The sequence below is a fragment of the Glycomyces tenuis DSM 44171 genome (assembly GCF_000427885.1).
In the GTDB taxonomy this organism is placed as follows: Bacteria; Actinomycetota; Actinomycetes; order Mycobacteriales; family Micromonosporaceae; genus Glycomyces; species Glycomyces tenuis.
Map to the genome: position 1 here is coordinate 215967 of NZ_ATYW01000011.1, position 13753 is coordinate 229719.

Sequence of the window (13753 nt, forward strand, 5' to 3'; positions counted from 1 at the left end):
ACTACCGGGCCTGTGCGATCGTGCACACACCTATTTGAATCCCCTTGCACTGTAAGGAAAGTGGGCCCCTCTGCTCCCCTCGTCCAACGCTGCTGCACAGCCTTCACACCCACCACATCAGTCAGGTGCGGGAAGGCCGCCGAGCAGCGCCGTCAATCGGCGCGCGAGACGGCGGTGAAGGACCGCAGCCGCTGCGAGTTGGCCACCACCGAGACGCTCGAGAACGCCATCGCCAGCCCGGCGACCATCGGGTTCAGCAGCCCGAAGGCGGCCAAGGGGATCGCCGCGACGTTGTACCCGAAGGCCCACACCAGGTTCTGCCTGATGGTGCGCAGCGTGCGCCGGGCCAGGCGGATCGCGTCCACGGCCACCAGCAGGTCCCCGCGCACCAGCGTCATGTCGCTGGCGGCGATCGCCACGTCGGTGCCGGTGCCCATCGCGATGCCCAGGTCGGCCGCGGCGAGCGCGGCGGCGTCGTTGACGCCGTCGCCGACCATCGCCACGACCCTGCCCTCGGACTGGAGCCGCCCGATGTGCGCGAGCTTGTCCTCCGGCATGGTCTCCGCGATGACCTCGTCGATGCCGACCTCGGCCGCGACGGCCTCGGCGACGGCCTTCGCGTCGCCGGTCAGCAGGACCGGCGTCAGACCGAGGCGGCGCAGCTCGGCGACGGCGCGCGCACTGGTGGGCTTGACGGTGTCGGCGACGGCGACGGTCCCGGCGACCGAGCCGTCCACGACGACCTCGACGACGGTGGCGGTGTCCGCGGCGGCGCTCGACCGGCCGACCTCGACGGCGCGGCCCTCGACGACGCCCGCGACGCCGACGCCCGGCCGGTTCACGAAGTCGGTCACCGGCGGCAGCTCGCCGAGCCGCTCGCGCGCCTCGGCGGCGATGGCGCGGGCGATCGGGTGCTCCGAGGCGTCCTCGACGGCGCCCGCGTACCGCAGGGTCTCCTCGGAGGAGTAGTCGACGACGCTCATCGCGCCGGAGGTGACGGTGCCGGTCTTGTCGAGGACGATCGTGTCGATCCGCTTGGTCGACTCGAGGACCTCCGGACCGGAGATCAGGATGCCCTCCTTGGCGGCGCGGCCGGTGCCGATCATGAGCGCCATCGGGGTGGCCAGGCCGAGCGCGCAGGGGCAGGCGATGACCAGGACGGCGACGGCTGCGGTGACGGCCGTGCCGGGGGCTCCGGCGAGGGCCCAGGCGATGAGGACGGCGAGGGCGAGGCCGATGACGATCGGCACGAACACCGAGGAGATGCGGTCGGCCAGGCGCTGGACGGCGGCCTTGGAGGCCTGCGCGTCCTCGACCATGCGGGCCATCTGGGCGAGCTGGGTGTCGGCGCCGACGCGGGTGGCGCGCACGACGAGGCGCCCGGAGGCGTTGACGGTGGCGCCGGTGACCGTGTCGCCGACGGTGGCCTCGACGGGCACCGACTCGCCGGTGAGCATCGACTCGTCGACGGCCGAGGCGCCGGAGACCACCGTGCCGTCGGTGGCGATCTTCTCGCCGGGGCGGACGACGAACTCGTCGCCGACGGCGAGCTCGCCGACCGGGACGCGGACCTCGCGGCCGTCCTTGAGGACGGCGACGTCCTTGGCGCCGAGCTCCATCAGGGCCCGCAGGGCGGCCCCGGCCTGGCGCTTGGAGCGGTGCTCCAGGAAGCGGCCGAGCAGCACGAAGGCGGTGACGCCGGCGGCGGCCTCGAGGTAGGTGTTGGAGGAGGCCTCCTCGGCCGAGCCGGTGAGCGAGAAGCCTTCGGACATGCCGGCCGCGCCCGCGTCGCCGAAGAACAGGGCCCACAGCGACCAGCCGAAGGCGGCGAGGGTGCCCATCGAGACGAGCGTGTCCATGTTCGCGGCCCGGTGGCGCAGGTTGATCGCGGCGACGCGGTGGAACGGCCAGCCGCCCCAGACGACCACGGGCGCGGCGAGGGTGAGCGTGAGCCACTGCCAGTTGTCGAACTGGAGCGCGGGGATCATCGACAGGGCGATGACGGGGGCGGCGAGGACGAGCGAGCCGACGGTGCGCTGGCGCAGGGAGCGGAGCTCGGCGTCGTCGGTCTCGGGTTCCGCTTCCGCTTCGGGCGCCTCGGAGGCGACGGGGGCGGCGCCGTAGCCGGTCCGCTCCACGACGGCGACGAGGTCGGCGGCGGTGACGCCGTCGGGGACGGAGACGCGGGCGCGTTCGGTCGCGAAGTTGACGGTGGCCTCGGCCCCCTCGACCCGGTTGAGCTTCTTCTCGATCCGGGCCGCGCACGAGGAGCACGTCATCCCGGTGATGTCGAGGTCGATGATGTCAGCCATGACGGAATCATACCCCCTAGGGGTATCAATCGTCAAGGCGTCGGCCGTGGCGTGGTCCGCGCCGCCGCCCGGCGAGGCCCCGGCCGCGAACGCCTGGACCGGGCGGACGGGGACGCCGAATCGGGGCCCGAACCGAAGTCCGGGCCCCGGGCGTCGGTAACAGGTCGGCCCCCGAAGCCGCCTCGGCGGCGGCGCGGGGGCCGGGGAACCGGAACCGCTCGCCGCGGTTCAGATGAAGGCTCGCAGGGCCTCCGGGTTGGCCAGCGCGTCGGTGGAGATCGCCTCGTCGGGCGCCACGCCCTTGAGGATCTTCTTGACCGGGATCTCGACCTTCTTGCCGCTCAGCGTCCTGGGGACCGCCGGGATCTGCCGGACCGCGTCGGGGACGTGCCTGGGCGAGAGCTGCTCGCGCAGCGCCCGCTTGAGGCGCTGACGCAGCGCCTCGTCCAGCTCGACCCCGTCCTTGCAGGCCACGAACAGCAGCAGCTGGTCCTCCTTCTCGTCGTCCAGGTGCACCACGAGCGAGTCCGCGACGCCCTCGATGGACTCGACCACCGAGTAGAACTCGGCCGTGCCCATCCGGACGCCGCCGCGGTTGAGCGTGGCGTCGCTGCGCCCCGAGATGACCGCCGAGCCGCGCTCGGTGATGGTGATCCAGTCGCCGTGGCGCCACACGCCGGGGAAGTCCATGAGATAGGTGTCGCGGTAGCGCTGCCGCAGCGGGTCGCCCCACAGGCCGACCGGCATCGACGGCATCGGCGAGACGATCACCAGTTCGCCCTCGCGCCCGATCGCGTGCTCGCCGTCGGGGTCGAAGGAGCGCACGTCCGCGCCCAGGCACCGGCACGAGAGCTCGCCGCGCCACACCGGGACGGTCGGCGCGCCGCCGAGGAATCCGGTGCACAGGTCGGTCCCGCCCGACAGCGACTGGAGCTGCGCGGTCTCGCTGATCTCGCCGTAGACGTAGTCGAAGCCGGACGCCGGGAGCGGCGCGCCGGTCGAGCCGATCCCGCGCACCTTCGACAGGTTCGCCTCGCGCGCGGGCTTGACGCCCCTGGCTCGGCAGGCCATGAGGAACGGCGCGGAGGTGCCGAAGAACGTCGTCCCGGACTCCTCGGCCAGCCGCCACATGCCCACCGGGTCGGGCGCGCCGTCGAACAGGACGATCCCGGCGCCCACGATCGGGGCCGAGACCAGGTAGTTCCACATCATCCAGCCGGTGGTGGAGTACCAGAAGAAGCGGTCGCCGACGCCCAGGTCGTGGTGCAGCGAGTGCATCTTGGCGTGCTCGATCGCCATGCCGCCATGCGAGTGCACGATCGCCTTCGGCAGGCCGGTCGTGCCCGAGGAGTACAGGACGTAGAGCGGGTGGTCGAAGGTGACCGGCTCGAACTCGACGCCGTCGTCGTAGGCGCAGAACCGGTCCCAGGTCTCGCCTTCGGGGTCGGAGGCGCCCAGGTACTGGAGCGTGACGACGCGGGCCAGGCCGGGCAGCGCGGCGGCGACCTCCCGGACCTCGGCGGTGCGGTCGATCTCCTTGGCGCCGTAGCGGTAGCCGTCGACGGCGACGAGGACCTTCGGTTCGATCTGGGAGAAGCGGTCGAGGACGGCGCGCGAGCCGAACTCGGGGGCGCAGCTGGAGAAGACCGCGCCGATGCTGGCGGCGGCGAGCATGAGCGCGAAGGTCTCGGGGATGTTGGGCATCCAGGCCGCGACGCGGTCGCCGCGCCGCACCCCGTGGCCGATGAGCCCGGCCCTGGCGCGGGCGACGGCCTCCCGCAGGTCGGTGAGGGTCCACTCGACGGGGGCCCGGGTGTCGGAGTAGGCGCGCACGATGACCTCGTCGTCGCCGACGCCGGGGGCGGTCAGGACCGCGCGGGCGTAGTTGAAGGTCTCGTCGGGGAACCAGACGGTCTCCGGCATCGTCTCGTCGGCCAGGACGCGGTGCTCGGGCACGGTCTTGCCGAGGCCGAAGTACTCCCAGACCGATCCCCAGAAGGGGCGCAGGTGCTCGACGGAGTACTGCCACAGCGCCGGATAAGAGGTGAGATCGCGCTCCTCGCGGCGCGACAGCCACTGGCCGAACCGTCCGATGTTCGTCGACTCCACCGCGTCGGGCCGCGGCAGCCACAGCACCTCGTTCCTCACGGTCGCCTCCCAACCTCCACGCCAGTGTGGTCTACGGCACTATCGTGGCACGCGGGCGCAAGCGGACCGCTATCGGGGGCTGGTTTGGGGCAGTTCATCCTCAATGTAACGGTCGCGGGTGATGTAGACCCCGGCCACGATGTGGATCCCCATGAGGACGTAGACGAGCGCGAACGGCAGCGTCCAGGCGTGCGTCAGGCCGTGCAGCCAGCCGACGGCGAACGGCCCGACGCCGGCCAGGAGGTAGCCGCCGGACTGGGCGAAGGAGGACAGCGCCGCCGTCCCGGCCGAGGTGCGGGCCCGCAGCGCGAACAGGGTCAGGATCAGCGGGAAGACCGACATCGCGATCGCCAGGAACACCATCCACAGCCACGTCGAGGGCCCGCCGCCGAACATCCAGGTCCCGGTCACGCCGATCGGGTAGCACGAGGCGAGCGCGAAGAACACGGGCCGCTGGCGGCCGGGCCGGGCCACGACCACCGGGACGAGCATGAACACCGGGATCTGGACGAGGGTGAACAGGCCGAGCATGAACGCCGCGGTGGCCGCGTCCATGCCCTGGGCGCGCAGGAACGCCGTCAGCCAGCCCATGAAGATGTAGGCCATCGCCGACTGGGTGCCGAAGGCGAGCAGCATCATCCAGGCGAGCCGGGAGCGGTGCACGCCGTGCAGGCGGTGGCCGTTCCCCGCGTCGGGGTGCTCGGCGGGCGGGCGCCACAGCAGCCACGGGACGATGGCGAGCAGCGCCGGGGCGGCCCAGGCCGCGAGCGCGAAGCGCCAGTCGCCGGACCAGCGTTCGAGCGGGACGGTCGCGAAGGCGCCGACGCTGGTGCCGATGGCGAGCATCGCCGAGTAGGCGGTGGTCATGCGGCCGACGGCGCGCGGGAAGTACTCCTTGACGATGACCGGGACGGCGACGTTGCCGATGGCGCCGGCGGCCAGCGCGAGGAGGCTGAACAGCAGGAACACGACGGTGTGGCCGCCGTAGGCGCGGATGACGAGGCCGGCGCTCATGCCCAGCAGCGCGAAGGTGATGACGGCGCGGGCGCCGAAGCGGCGGGTCAGGCGCGGCGCGAGGGCGCCGAGGGCCGCGAAGGCGACCACCGGGAGGGTGGTGAGCAGGCCCGCGACGGTCTCGGACATGCCGAGTCCGTCCTGGAGTTCGGACAGGAGCGCGCCGACGCTGGTGACGGCGGTGCGGAAGTTGAACGCGGCGAGGACGACGCCGGCGACGAGCATCCACGCGCCGAGGAGCGGAGCGCGGGTCGCGTTCGCTCGTTCGACGTCGGCGGCGGTCGTCACGCGGGTCGCCTCCATCTGTCGGGAACCGGTTTGGGCAAGCGTTCTCTTCCACTGGCGGCGGCGTTCCCCGACCCTGATCGAGGCACCGCGAAAGCGAGGATGACCAGGCGGGACACCGCCCGCCGATACATGGGATGAATGAACGGCCAGTCAACGATATCGCGGCCCCCGTCTGCTTTAATCCTTCTAGTGTTGGGAAACACGCCACCCCTTCCGGAGAGGTCAGGTCCGCCAGTGGCATTGCAGTCGACCCGCAAGTCCGCGCTCGTCGATCAGGTGATCGAGCAGCTGCGTCGGCAGATCAGCGACGGCGAGTGGGACCTCGGCTCGCGCATCCCCACCGAGAGCGAACTGGCCGAGCTGCTCGGCGTCGGCCGCAACACCATCCGCGAGGGCGTCCGCGCCCTCGCCCACGCCGGGCTCCTCGAGATCCGCCAAGGCGCCGGCACCTTCGTCGTCGGCCGCTCCGAGGTCACCGCCGCCGTGCGCCGCCGCATCGCCGCCAGCACCGCCGCCGACACCATGGAGGTCCGCCGCGGCCTGGAGATCGAGGCCGCCCGGCTCGCCGCCGCGCGCCGCGACGACGCCGACATCAAGAAGCTCCGCATCCTCCTGGCCGAACGCGAGGCCACCTTCGAGGTCAGGGACGCCGAGGCGTTCATCGACGCCGACCTCGCGCTCCACCAGGCCGTCGCCGAGGCCAGCCACAACCGACTCCTCCACGAGCTGTACGTCGACCTGTCCGACTCGCTGCGCGAGATCGTCAAGGCCGGCGTCGGCGACAGGCTCGGCGAGGACCCGCACATCGACCACACCCGCGCCGTCGAGGCGATCATCGCCGGCGACCCCGAGCTGGCCGCCGCCGAGACCGCCGCGTACCTGCGTGAGCTCATCGAGGACTGAGCGGGCCGGCGGCCGCGGAGATACAGTCATAACGCGCCCCGCATCCGGCGGCGCGACATTCGAGAGGAGCACCGATGCGCTTGTCCGCCCGCGTCGACTACGCACTGAGAGCGGCCGTGTCGCTCGCCGGCTACGGCGACCAGTGGGTGTCGGCCGAGCAGATCGCCGAGGACCAGGCCATACCCCGCAAGTTCCTCGAGTCGATCCTGCTCCAGCTGCGGCGCGGCGGCATCGCCGTCTCCAAGCGCGGCCCCGAGGGCGGCCACCGGCTCGCCAGGCCGGGCGAGCAGATCAGCCTCGCCGACGTCATCCGGGCCGTCGACGGCCCGCTCGTGGGCGTGCGGGGAGAGCGGCCCGAAGAGGTCACCTACCCCGGCTCGGCCAGGGCCCTGACGAACGTGTGGGTGGCCCTGCGCGTGAACGAGCGCAACATCCTCGAGTCGGTCTCCCTCACCGAGGTCGCCACCGACCGGCTCCCGAACGCCGTCACCAAGCTCCTCGAAGACCCCGACGCATGGGTCGTCCGCGGCCCCTGAACCGCTGAAGCCGGTCAGGAACCCGAGTCCGTGGGCAGGATCCGGAAATGCCCGAAGTCCCGTGAACCGTCCGCAAGCGGCCTCAGTCGACGGAAGTCGCCCTCGTCCAAGGTGAAGATCTGGTTCGTGCCCCAATCTCGGGCGAGCGCCACGGCGAAGCAGTCCGCCAGATCCAGTTCCATGTCGTCATGCTTCTCACGGATCTCTCGCACCGCGAGATGGTCGTCGACCGACAACTGTCCGACGTAGTCGGTCGCCTCGGGACCGGTGACGCGTTCGAGCAGGTCTACATAGGCCTGTTTGGCGGCCTGGTAGTGGACCCGGCGGCGGATCAGGTGGTCCAGTTCGGCGAAGACCAGCGGTGAGTACACGAACCCGCCGGTGGTGTTGAACATCGCGCTGCAACGCCCGTGGTCGGGGTCCCGAGGATTGAACACCGCGAGCAGGGCGGACGTGTCGGCGACGATGATCACCGGCGGTCGGCCCGGCGCTCATAGGCCTCGCCGATGATGCGGCGCCGTTCGTCCGGGTCGACCGGCCCGCCGAAATCGAAGGTCGAGACCCGCCGGGGGCGCGCTGTGCGGGTGCGGAGGAAATCGGTGATGAGGTCGTGGATCATTGCAGCGCGTGACAGTCCACGCGCTTTCGCGTGCCTGTCGAGCTCGATCAGCTCTTCGGCGGTGAGATACGTCGACGCCTGTTTCATAGTATGTATGGTATCAACTAGACGCCGTGGCCGCACCTGCCGACGCGGCCGGCTCGGTTTTGACAGAATCGGTGCGTGAAGTTCCCTGACCTGGGGGCATGGTGGGACGGTGTCGTGCTCTCGGCACGTCGGCGCTGGCGCTTCGTCGACCACGCCCTGCGCGCCTCCGACCGCTTCGGCGACGTCCACGGCGGCCAGCTGGCCGCCGCGATCTCCTACTACGCCTTCTTCGCGGTGTTCTCGATGTCCCTCCTGGCCCTGGCGATCTTCGGATACCTGCTCAACTCCCCCGACATCTACGCGACCGTCGAGCAGTGGCTGGAGACGAACCTGCCGGTGATCGACATCGGCGTGCTGGAGGACTCGCGCCAGTCGGTCACGATCTTCGCCGGGATCGCGCTGGTGGTCGCCGGGGTCGCGTGGGTGCAGTCGGTGCGGGCGGCCATCCGGCTGGTGTGGGACCTGGACGCCCAGCCGGGCAACCCGATCCTGCGCTGGATCATCGACCTCATGGTCCTCATCGGACTGTCTATCCTGCTGCTCATCACGATCAGCGCCACCGCCGGCGCCGAGGCCGTCCTCGCCTTCCTCGACCTCGACCGGCTCGAAGGCAACATGGCGCTGCTGATCCGCGGCGTCTCCGTCCTCGTCGGACTCATCGCGAACGCGCTGCTCGCGGCCGTGCTGCTCCAGGCGCTCCCCCGCCTGGCGCTGCCGGTCCGGCGCGTGCTCGGGGCCGCCGTGTCCGTCGCGATCGGACTCGAGATCCTCAAGACCGCCGGGCGCGTCTACGTCCTCAACGTCTCCGACCGGCCCGCCTACCAGGCGGTGACGACCGCGGTCGGCCTGCTGGTCTTCCTGTACCTGTTCAACGTGATGCTCATGGTGGCCGCGGCATGGACGGCGACCTCCCAGCGCGGCAAGGTCATCGACCTCTATCGGCAGGCCGCCATCACCGACGGCCGCGGCGGGAAGGGCCCCACGCCGACCCTGTGAGCGGCTGCGCGCCGCGCGCCGTCACCGCTTCGACGAAGGCCGTCCCAAACCCCCACCCACCCGAACAGGGGGAATAGTAGGTCCGAGCTTCGCGCGGGGGTCCGACAGGAAAGGCGGGCGTGGCGGCGGCGTTCACCCGGTCGGGCGAGTCGGGACGGCGGGCCGGGGCGGGTGGGCCCGGACAGGCAGGTCAGGACGGGAGGAGCGGGGCGAGCCGTTCGGCGGCGGCGGTGAGGTCGAGGCCCTGCTCCGCGACCCATTCGTCGTTGAAGTAGGTGGTGGCGTAGCGCTGCCCCGAGTCGCACAGGAGCGTCACCACGCTTCCGGTGCGCCCGGCCTCCCGCATCTCGGCGATGAGCGCGAGCGCCGCGACGAGGTTGGTGCCGGTCGAGCCGCCGAGGGGCCGCCCGAGGCGCTCCGTGGCCCAGCGCAGGCACGCGATCGAGTCGGCGTCGTCCACCTTGATCATTCGGTCCACCAGCTCGGGCATGAACGAGGCCGCCCAGTACGGCCGCCCCACGCCCTCGATGCGCGAGCCGCGCTCCGCCTTCGCGGCCGGATCGCCGTCGCGCCAGCCGGAGAAGTACGCGGAGTGCTCGGGGTCGGCCACGCACAGCCGCGTGTCGTAGCAGCGGTACCGCGTGTACCGGCCGATGGTGGCCGAGGTCCCGCCGGTGCCGGCGCCGACGACGACCCACGCGGGGATCGGGTGCGGCTCCAGGCGCATCTGCTCGAAGATCGACTCCGCGATGTTGTTGTTCCCCCGCCAGTCGGTGGCCCGCTCGGCGTAGGTGAACTGGTCCATGAAGTGCCCGCCGGTCTCCTCGGCGAGGCGCCTGGCCTCGGCGGTGGCGGCGGCCGGGTCGGCGGCCAGGTGGGCCTTGCCGCCGTAGAACTCGATCTGGGCGATCTTCGAGCGGCTCGTCGAGGCGGGCATGACGGCGATGAACGGCAGCCCGAGGATGCGGGCGAAGTAGGCCTCGCTGACGGCCGTGGACCCGCTGGAGGCCTCGATGACGGTGGTGCCCTCGCCGATCCAGCCGTTGCAGATCGCGTACAGGAACAGCGAGCGGGCCAGGCGGTGCTTGAGCGAGCCGGTCGGGTGCGCCGACTCGTCCTTCAGGTAGAGGTCGACGCCCCATTCGGGCGGCAGCGGGAAGGGCAGCAGGTGGGTGTCGGCGCTGCGGTTGGCGTCGGCCTCGACGGCGGTGATGGCCCAGTGCGCCCAGGCGCGGTCCGCGCTCCGGTCAATCGATTCCACGGCCGTCCTCCGCCCCGACGGGCTGGGGCCGGTCCTCCCATTTCGTCGACAAGGTGATGGTGGTGCGGGTCTGCGCGACGCCGGGGATGCCGCCGAGGCGGTGGATGAGCCGCTCGAGGTCGGCCATCTTGGGGACGCGGACCTTGAGCTGGTAGCACTCGACGCCGGCGAGGAAGTAGCACGACTCGATCTCCGTCATGGCGCGCAGCCTGTCGCAGATCTCGATGTGGTCGGCGCTCGAATCGGGGATGATGCCTATGAGCGCGGTGATGCCCAGGCCGACGGCCTCGGGGTCGACGACGGCCTGGTAGCCGGTGATGACGCCGTTCTTCTCGAGCTTGGTCACCCGGTCCTGCACGGAGGGGGCGGTGAGACCGACTCGGCGCGCCAGCTCGGCGTATGAGGTCCGCCCGTCGGCGCGCAGCAGGTTCACGATGGTCCGGTCGATCTCGTCCACCAGTCGAGAATAGTCGAAGGCTTTCCTCCGGGACTGTCCCCGGCTGATACCACAAGCCGTCCAGAGGGCTGAAAAGAGCCCTGAGAGCCAGGGCCTTACGCCTGGTACTTTCAGGCAAAACCTACCGACCGAAAGTATGTGCAAGAACTCATGGCAGGTTTGACTGAATAGTGATGTAATGGGTTTAACCGCACGAAGTGAGTATTCATCACGGGGAGGATGGAATCATGGAGACCGAGGACCGCCTACTCACGCCCGGCGAAGTGGCCTCGCTGTTCCGCGTCGATCCCAAGACGGTGACGCGCTGGGCCGCGGCCGGTCGGATCGGCAGCATCCGCACACCCGGTGGTCACCGGCGGTTCCGGGAGTCCGAGGTCCGCGCCCTGCTCGAAGGCGAGAACGGCGCTCAGGGCTTCGATTCCGGGCCGGGCGCCTAGGCGCTCGGACACCACCGAACGCGGGGCCACAGCCTCGCGGTCACCAGACTTGGCAAGTTGAAGGCACGCCGGTGCCGCGCAGCTCCCCGGGGCACACCCGGGACGAAGCGCGCGGCGACCGGCGTTTTTCGTGCCCCGCGACCGCCGCGTCGGTGTAAAAATCCTTTTTAGAATGAATTAACTCCTATATGGGCAAATGTCCACGCTTTGAAGCCGGATGAACACCCTGAGTGCCCACAGATGCCGCCAATCGGAAATTTGTTGGAAATATGGGAGCGAGCCCCTTGACATCACAGTGATACATCGGCAAACTTCGATGTAGCAGTTGGGAGCGCTTCCCTCACGTCCGGTCGAGTCCGGCGGACCTGGGCCGCTCCCGGCAACGGCAAACCCGGACAGAATCAGGGATTCACATGACAGTACGTCGAAGCAAGAAGAGGCGAATAGCGCTCAGCGCGCTCGCCGCAAGTGCGCTCGTCGCCGGTTCGATCGCGGCCGCGACGGCGAGCAGCGCCGGCGCCGAGGAGAACCCAGGAGACGTCGACGCCGCGCAGGGGAAGGTCGACAACCCGTACGAGGGCGCCCAGGTCTACGTCAACCCGCAGTGGGCCGAGCAGGCCGCCGCCGAGCCGGGCGGCGAGGCCATCGCCGACCAGCCGACCGGCGTGTGGATGGACTCCACTCCCACCGTCCACGGCGACGGCGACCCGGGTTCGACCGGCGGCTGGGGCCTTCAGGAGCACCTCGACGAGGCCGTCGCCCAGGGCGCCGACCTCATCCAGGTCGTCATCTACAACCTGCCGGGCCGCGACTGCGCCGCCCTGGCCTCCAACGGCCAGCTCGGACCGGACGAGATCGACGCGTACAAGACCGAGTACATCGACGAGATCGTCAGCATCATGAGCGACCCGGCCTATGCCGACCTCAGGATCGTCAACGTGATCGAGATCGACTCGCTGCCGAACCTCGTCACGAACGTCTCGCCGCGCGAGACGGCGACCGAGAAGTGCGACGAGATGCTCGCCAACGGCAACTACCAGGACGGCATCTCCTACGCCGCCGCGGAGCTCGGTGCGCTGCCGAACACCTACAACTACATCGACGCCGGCCACCACGGCTGGATCGGCTGGGGGGACGAGAACCCCGAGTACGACAACTTCCACGCCTCGGCGGAGATGTTCGGCTCGCTCATCGGCATGAACGGCATGACCGCGGACGACATCCACGGCTTCATCTCGAACACCGCGAACTACTCGGTGCTGGAGGAGCCCCACTGGGCAGTGGACGAGAACGTCGGCGGCACCCCGCTGAACCAGAACCCCGATGTCAAGTGGGTCGACTGGAACGACTTCAACAACGAGAAGGACTTCACGCAGGCCCTTCGCGAGGAGTTGATCGCCAACGGCTTCAACGAGAACATCGGCATGCTGATCGACACCAGCCGCAACGGCTGGGGCGGCGACTACCGGCCGAGCGGACCGTCCAGCTCCACGGACCCGGCGACCTTCGTCGACGAGTCCAGGATCGACCAGCGCATCCAGAAGGGCAACTGGTGCAACCAGGCCGGAGCCGGCCTCGGCGAGCGTCCCCAGGCCTCGCCCGAGGCGTGGATCGACGCCTACGTGTGGATCAAGCCTCCGGGCGAGTCCGACGGCGCTTCTGAAGAAATTCCGAACGACGAGGGCAAGGGCTTCGACGAGATGTGCGACCCGGACTACCAGGGCAACCCCCGCAACGGGAACAACCCCTCGGGCGCCAGGGACAACATGCCCCTGTCGGGCCACTGGTCCTCCGAGCAGTTCGCCGAGCTCCTCGCGAACGCCTACCCGCCGCTCTAGTCCGGCCTTCGACGCCGCGACCTGCTGACCCGGGATCCGCAGCGACGGCCGGGTGAGGCGCAACGGCAGCGCCTCGATCCACAACGGTGGGAGCCGCATCAGCGGTTCCCACCGTTTTCCTTGCGTCCGAACGGCGCCTCGGAGGGCGCCGGAGCCCGGTGGAATTTCCAGTCCGAGCGGCGATCCGAATTCCCTTGCGCGGGAGCGGTTTCACGGTGTCAAGCGCTTGCCAACGGAAACCTTCCTGAAATATTGCCGCGAAAACCTTGACAGCCCATCCAAACATCGGAGATTATCGATACATCGCTTGGGAGCGCTTCCCTAGCTGCAACCGAACCCTCACACGATTTCGCACTAGCCATAACCCAACGGGACCCCCGTTCAAGCCGCACCCGCGGCAGGGACCCCGAACACGAAGGACATCGAATTATGCAAGTACATCGAAGGCGTAGAAGGCTGGCGGTCACCGCCGCGGCCGTCGCCGCGCTCGGTGCCGGCGCCTTGACCATCGCCTCGGCGAACCAGGCGTCCGCCGAAGCGGGATGCGAGGTCGACTACAACGTCATCAGCAGCTGGGGCGGGGGTTTCCAGGCCAACATCGTCGTCACCGCCGACGAGCCGATCAACGGCTGGGAGATCGCCTGGGACTTCCCCTCCGGCACCTCCGTCCAGAGCGCCTGGAACGTCGACTGGAGCCAGAGCGGCTCGACCTTCACCGGCTCCGACGTCGGATGGAACGGCTCCATCGCCTCCGGCCAGAGCCGCGAGGTCTTCGGCTTCGTCGGCTCGGGCAGCTCGACCGCGCCCGGCCAGTTCACCATCAACGGCGACGTCTGCAACAACCAGGACGACCCCGA

The 13753-nt window shown here is 70.0% G+C and carries 13 protein-coding genes; 6 read left to right on the top strand and 7 right to left on the bottom strand.

Annotation, left to right across the window (positions count from 1 at the left end; all coding sequences use genetic code 11):
- Positions 1-152: 152 nt before the first annotated feature.
- From YWW_RS30705 to YWW_RS30710, 3 genes are all read right to left on the bottom strand, one after another.
- Positions 153-2312: a heavy metal translocating P-type ATPase gene (locus YWW_RS30705; protein ID WP_035704560.1), complete on the bottom strand. Its 2160-nt coding sequence runs from the start codon at positions 2310-2312 to the stop codon at positions 153-155.
- 228 nt (positions 2313-2540) lie between these two features.
- Positions 2541-4460 (bottom strand): acetoacetate--CoA ligase, encoded by a 1920-nt coding sequence (locus YWW_RS0115030; RefSeq protein ID WP_035697607.1) that lies wholly within the window; start codon positions 4458-4460, stop codon positions 2541-2543.
- 69 nt (positions 4461-4529) lie between these two features.
- Entirely contained in the window at positions 4530-5762 is a 1233-nt protein-coding gene (locus YWW_RS30710) for an MFS transporter (RefSeq protein ID WP_245595434.1), read from the bottom strand.
- A 234-nt stretch (positions 5763-5996) separates the two neighbouring features.
- Between YWW_RS30710 and YWW_RS0115040 the strand changes: the two genes are divergently transcribed.
- Together YWW_RS0115040 and YWW_RS0115045 are read left to right on the top strand one after the other, a co-directional pair.
- A complete protein-coding gene (locus tag YWW_RS0115040) occupies positions 5997-6665 on the top strand; it encodes a FadR/GntR family transcriptional regulator (RefSeq protein ID WP_026930749.1) in 669 nt (222 codons plus the stop codon).
- A gap of 74 nt (positions 6666-6739) precedes the next feature.
- Positions 6740-7201, top strand: coding sequence for an RrF2 family transcriptional regulator (locus tag YWW_RS0115045; RefSeq protein ID WP_026930750.1), 462 nt, complete (start codon positions 6740-6742; stop codon positions 7199-7201).
- Between the two features lie 14 nt (positions 7202-7215).
- Here the strand turns inward: YWW_RS0115045 and YWW_RS0115050 are convergent, their stop codons facing one another.
- Together YWW_RS0115050 and YWW_RS0115055 are read right to left on the bottom strand one after the other, a co-directional pair.
- Positions 7216-7674 (bottom strand): type II toxin-antitoxin system VapC family toxin, encoded by a 459-nt coding sequence (locus YWW_RS0115050; protein WP_026930751.1) that lies wholly within the window; start codon positions 7672-7674, stop codon positions 7216-7218.
- Positions 7671-7907, bottom strand: a complete 237-nt coding sequence (locus YWW_RS0115055; RefSeq protein WP_026930752.1) for a ribbon-helix-helix protein, CopG family — start codon at positions 7905-7907, stop codon at positions 7671-7673. The genes YWW_RS0115050 and YWW_RS0115055 overlap by 4 nt, the downstream gene beginning before the upstream one ends.
- 75 nt (positions 7908-7982) lie before the next feature.
- Between YWW_RS0115055 and YWW_RS30715 the strand changes: the two genes are divergently transcribed.
- Positions 7983-8903 carry a YihY/virulence factor BrkB family protein gene (locus tag YWW_RS30715; protein ID WP_081687473.1) on the top strand — a complete coding sequence of 307 codons (921 nt, stop codon included), beginning with the start codon at positions 7983-7985 and terminating at the stop codon, positions 8901-8903.
- Positions 8904-9093: 190 nt separating this feature from the next.
- Here YWW_RS30715 and YWW_RS0115065 read toward each other — a convergent pair whose 3' ends face one another.
- Entirely contained in the window at positions 9094-10164 is a 1071-nt protein-coding gene (locus tag YWW_RS0115065; protein WP_026930753.1) for a PLP-dependent cysteine synthase family protein, read from the bottom strand.
- Positions 10151-10621 (bottom strand): Lrp/AsnC family transcriptional regulator, encoded by a 471-nt coding sequence (locus tag YWW_RS0115070; RefSeq protein WP_026930754.1) that lies wholly within the window; start codon positions 10619-10621, stop codon positions 10151-10153. The genes YWW_RS0115065 and YWW_RS0115070 overlap by 14 nt, the downstream gene beginning before the upstream one ends.
- Positions 10622-10848: 227 nt before the next feature.
- Between YWW_RS0115070 and YWW_RS30720 the strand changes: the two genes are divergently transcribed.
- The 3 genes from YWW_RS30720 to YWW_RS0115085 all read left to right on the top strand — a co-directional run.
- Positions 10849-11058 (top strand): BldC family transcriptional regulator, encoded by a 210-nt coding sequence (locus YWW_RS30720; RefSeq protein ID WP_035697605.1) that lies wholly within the window; start codon positions 10849-10851, stop codon positions 11056-11058.
- Positions 11059-11471: 413 nt separating this feature from the next.
- Positions 11472-12896, top strand: coding sequence for a glycoside hydrolase family 6 protein (locus YWW_RS0115080; protein WP_051325858.1), 1425 nt, complete (start codon positions 11472-11474; stop codon positions 12894-12896).
- 429 nt (positions 12897-13325) lie between these two features.
- Positions 13326-13753, top strand: a 428-nt coding sequence (locus YWW_RS0115085) for a cellulose binding domain-containing protein (protein WP_211228570.1), incomplete at its 3' end; no start/stop codon positions are given.